At 33.4% G+C, this 4,800-nt stretch carries 4 protein-coding genes; 3 read left to right on the top strand and 1 reads right to left on the bottom strand.

What is annotated here, in order from left to right; all coding sequences use genetic code 11:
• Positions 1 to 163: 163 nt before the first annotated feature.
• A complete protein-coding gene (locus EAI80_RS11930; RefSeq protein ID WP_129982213.1) occupies positions 164 to 1,555 on the bottom strand; it encodes a PLP-dependent aminotransferase family protein in 1,392 nt (463 codons plus the stop codon).
• 93 nt (positions 1,556 to 1,648) lie between these two features.
• Here EAI80_RS11930 and EAI80_RS11925 point away from each other — a divergent pair, with 93 nt between their 5' ends.
• The 3 genes from EAI80_RS11925 to EAI80_RS11915 form a co-directional block, all read left to right on the top strand.
• Positions 1,649 to 2,227, top strand: a complete 579-nt coding sequence (locus EAI80_RS11925) for a GNAT family N-acetyltransferase (RefSeq protein WP_129982212.1) — start codon at positions 1,649 to 1,651, stop codon at positions 2,225 to 2,227.
• A gap of 103 nt (positions 2,228 to 2,330) precedes the next feature.
• Positions 2,331 to 4,205 (top strand): PTS sugar transporter subunit IIA, encoded by a 1,875-nt coding sequence (locus EAI80_RS11920; RefSeq protein WP_129982211.1) that lies wholly within the window; start codon positions 2,331 to 2,333, stop codon positions 4,203 to 4,205.
• A gap of 8 nt (positions 4,206 to 4,213) precedes the next feature.
• Positions 4,214 to 4,800, top strand: a 587-nt coding sequence (locus EAI80_RS11915; protein ID WP_238634599.1) for an RDD family protein, incomplete at its 3' end; no start/stop codon positions are given.

Below are 4,800 nucleotides of genomic sequence, written 5' to 3'. Positions count from 1 at the left end.
AAGTCTGAAAATGATGTACGATTACAAGCTACACTTGGCAATCAGAACCCCACGGGCTTGCCCGTGGGAGTAGTCAGCAAGCTGTGCTTGTGCGTTTCCAATAATACCCTAAATCAATATTCTTATTTTGCATGACTTACTTTAATATATTTTAGAAAATATGTCAATAAAGTATTTTTTCTAATATTTCTATAGCCTGAGGTAATTTATCTAAATCGATAGAAGAGTAGTTCATGATGAAGGTATGTGATGTATGAGGTATATTCTTAAGATAGTAATGGGAAATTGCTCTTAGATGGATTCCTTCTTCTTTTAATTTATTGATAAGTGTTTCATCAGACATATGTGTATGAATCGTAATAAGGAAATGAAGACCTGCATCTTCCTTGGAAATAGTAATCATATCCTTTAAACTACTTTCTTCTAACATTTTTACAATCGCATCACGCTTATTATGATAATGGTTACGTAATTTAGTAATATGCTTATCAAAATAATGTTCATTAATAAATGATGCAAGAGTATATTGTTCGAAGTTAGAGACTGTACAGGCATAAAAAGAGAGCTTCTTATTATAGAGTTCTAATAAATGATGAGGAAGCACCATATAACTAATACGAATTGTAGAGGCAAGAGTCTTAGTAAAGGTATTCATATAAATAACCTTTTCACTTAAATCAATACTTTGCAGGGCAGGAATAGGCTGTCCACTTAAACGTAACTCACTGTCATAATCATCTTCTATAATATAGCGATGTTCCTTCTTATTTGCCCATCCAAGTAATTCATAACGTCGAGATACAGGCATAATAATACCAGTTGGGAAATGATGAGAAGGAGAGATATGCGCAATATCAACATCTAAATCTTCTAATTGGTTGACCAGTATTCCCTGCTCATCCATATCTATAGGAACACACTTAGCCCCTAAACTAGAATAAACATCTAATATTTTATTATAACCAGGATTCTCTACGGCATAGACAAGATCTAAACCTAATAATTGTACGAGTAATCCATATAAATATTCAGTACCTGCACCGATAATGATTCTTTCTGGTTCAACATCCATATTTCTGAATTCTTTTAAATGATGAGAAATCGCTTCTCTTAATTCATAAATACCACCTACTGGAGGATTAATCATTAGTTCTGATTGGTGTTCATTTAATGCGTCCTTCATAAGTTTTGACCAGGTTGTGAAAGGAAACAAATGGGCTGGTGTCTGATTAGAAGAGAAATCACACCAATAGGATTCTTTCTTAATAGAAGGTTTATGAATCATCTTGGCAGGAATAAGGGGTGTCTTATTATTAATCGGAGATACATAAAAGCCTTTCTTAGGTAAAGAATAAATATATCCTTCAGCCATTAACTGCGCATAGGCATTCTCTATTGTAATAATACTAATACCTAGATTTTTCGCAAATGTACGCTTAGAAGGTAACTTCTCATCTGCTGTCAGATGTCCCTCTAGAATATCGTTCTTAATAAATGTATATAATTGCTGGTAGAGAGATTTATGGTTATTTTCATCAAAACTATATGTAAGCATAAATACCTCCTTTCTTTTCTAACCATTATAGCGTAATCATTTGAAAAAAAGAAGAAAACAGCATAGAATAGTCATATTAATGGAGGATAATCTATGGCGTTAACGGCTAAAAGAATTACAGAGAATTTTAAGGAATTAGAAGATCTTAATAATGAAGCATTTCCTAAAGAAGAACGTGTCTCTATTGAAAGAATGATTGATTTATCTCAAACTGGTATATCAGATCTTTATGGTGTCTATGATGAAAACACATTTGTAGGTTTCTTTATGACAATGACATCTGATACATGTGTTTATTTATTCTATCTCGCAATCTGTTCATCACTTCGTTCTCATGGGTATGGAGGACGTACTTTAAAGTTGATGGATGATCTCTATCAAAGACAGATTGTGTTGGATATGGAACCTTTAGATGATCAAGCAGCTAACTATGAACAGCGTTTAAGACGTACTAAGTTTTATGCGAGTCATGGCTATCGTTCTAGTGGGTATCATTTATTCTATTGGAATCAGACATTTGATTTATTATGTACAAGAGGTCCTTTCCTAAAAGATGACTTTATTGACATTACTAAAGAACTTCAAAGAGTTGTGGATGAATCAGGAGAAGGGGACTTCCATCCAAAGATGTTGAAGGCAACCTATGATATTCTAGATATTATTGATTTATAAGAACCGAAAGGTTCTTTTTTTTCATTTCCTAACACTTAGGAAGTTAAATTGAATGCATAAAGCACTCTAAACCATTACAATGAAGGTACAGGAGGTTCTACGTATGAATAATAGACAGCAGCGTATTATAGATATCCTTCATGATTATGATGAATGGGTGACAGGTAAAGAGCTTGCTTCTATGTTGTCTGTATCAGATCGTACAATCCGTTCTGATATTGAGCATATTAATAAAGAGTATGAATGTACTCTTATAGAAGCCAATCGTCGTAAAGGTTATCACTTAGACGAGATGCTGACAAGTGTAAAAGGAATTACGACAAAGTCAGTGATTCCTCAGACATCTCAGGAACGTGTATCTTGGATTATTAAGGAATTATTGTTTAAACAGGAAATCAATCTCATTGAATTACAGGATCGTATTTATGTGAGTGGTTATACGATTGATAATGACTTAAGAAATATCAGACGCATACTCAATGAATATCCTTCTTTAAAAGTGGTACGTGTAAAGAACCACATTCGTTTAGAAGGTGATGAAAATGAAAAGCGTTCTGTATATAAGCATCTATTAGAATCAGAAATCAAAGGAAATTTCACAAATATTAGTGCCTTGTCTCATTTATGGAAGGATTTTAATCTCATTGATGTGGTAGATATCTTTAAGAATGTCTGCGCAAATAATCATTATAAGTTCAAGAATGTCAGTCTTCCTATGTTGATGATGCATGCTGGTATTGCGATTGAACGTATCAGGAATAAGAATTATTTATATGAAACACAGAGTGACTGTACAGGTATTGATTTAGAATATCATGTCTCAAAGGATTTTTTTGAAGAATTATCACAAAAGTTTGGTATTCCTTATGTTGAAGAAGAAGTCGTTAAGTTTGCTTTCTTATTAGAAGGAAGAGGAAGTCATGTAGACTTAAAAACAGAATCACAGCAGTTAGTAGAAGAGGTATTAGTAGATATTAGAGACTGTTTTGATATTGATTTGAGAGATGATGAAGAACTTTATAATAGTTTAGTTATTCATATGCAGTCATTACTTGATCGTATTAAAGTAGATAAACCTAATACAACAGCTTATTTAAAGGAGATTAAAAGACAATATCCTTTAGTCTTTGAAATGGCGATACATGCCAGTGATGTCATTTCTAAAGCTACAGGTAAACCTTTAGTAGAAGATGAAATCTCTTATCTCGCTTTACATTTTGGAACAGCCTATGAAAGACATATCAATACACAGAAATACCGTGTAGTCATGATTATTCCCCATAATCAAATGCTGGCGAAAGCATGTATGGATAAGATTGAAACACGTTTTAGAGAACGTATGGAAATTATTAAAGTATTCCCATTCTTTGAAAATAATATGATTTCATCACTTCATCCTGACTTGATTTTGACTGTTGTACCTTTACAGCATGAATTGTCTATTAAGACAGTATCAATTAGTTTATTTGTGAACTATGAGGATGAAAGTCAGATCTTCCAGGCACTCAATCAATTAGATAGAGAAAAATATCATGATCAGTTCTGTCATATTGTAAAGAAGCTGATTGGACAGGAAACATTCTTTATAAAAAAAGACATCGCATCTAAGGAAGATGCTATTAACTATTTATGTGATAATCTGATTCAGTTAGGCTATGCCACACAAGAATATAAAGAAGATGTTTTTAAAAGAGAAGAGATGGCAGGAACAGCCTTTGTGCAGGGCTTTGCGGTACCTCATGCCATTACAGTACAACCATTACGTTCTACTATATCCGTCATGGTCTTAAAGAATCCAGTGAAGTGGGGTAAGTATGAAGTACGTCTTATTCTCTTATTGTCTATCAGCGAACAGGATAATCAGATGCTGCATACATTCTTTGATTGGTTATCTAATGTACTTATTGATTACAACCAGCTGATGCAGTTTATCGAAGCAGACAACTATCAACAATTTATGAAGCTAATGACAGCGTGAGGTAACATATGAAAAAACAACAACAGACTATTGCATCATTACCAAGACGTTTTGGTGCATACTTATTAGATTGGTATATTGGTGCTCTTTTTACATCATTTCCTATCGCAATTGTGTCACAGAAGATTTATGGCACAATGAAGAACCAGAATCTACTAAAGTACCCTCATCAGTTAGGACTGATTTGTGGGTTACTCGCATTACTAGGCGCAATGTTTTATTATGTCATTATTCCTTTAGTGATTAATAGGGGACAGACAATCGGTAAAAGAATATGTCATATTAAGATTGTAAAGAGTGATGGCAAAGATGTAGGCCTTAAAGAACTATTACTAAGAGAAGTATTAGGAGCCATTATTATTGAAGGAGTTCTATATTCTGCAAGTACAATATTACATCAGGTATTACAGATCAGTTTAGGTATTAGTTTAGTTAAGCCGATGATGTATGTTGGCTTTGCGATTACAATCGTGAGTGCCATTTTATGTTTAGTGAATAATAAAGAACATCTAGCATTACATGATTTCCTCCATTTCCCCGCGCCTTCGTTGCGCGGACACAAATATATAACCAAACTCAAATCCACCAAAACTAT

The sequence above is a fragment of the Catenibacterium sp. co_0103 genome (assembly GCF_004168205.1).
GTDB lineage: Bacteria > Bacillota_I > Bacilli_A > Erysipelotrichales > Coprobacillaceae > Catenibacterium > Catenibacterium mitsuoka_A.
The sequence above is the reverse complement of the archived record's forward strand: the minus strand, read 5'-3'. Positions and strand labels throughout refer to the sequence as shown.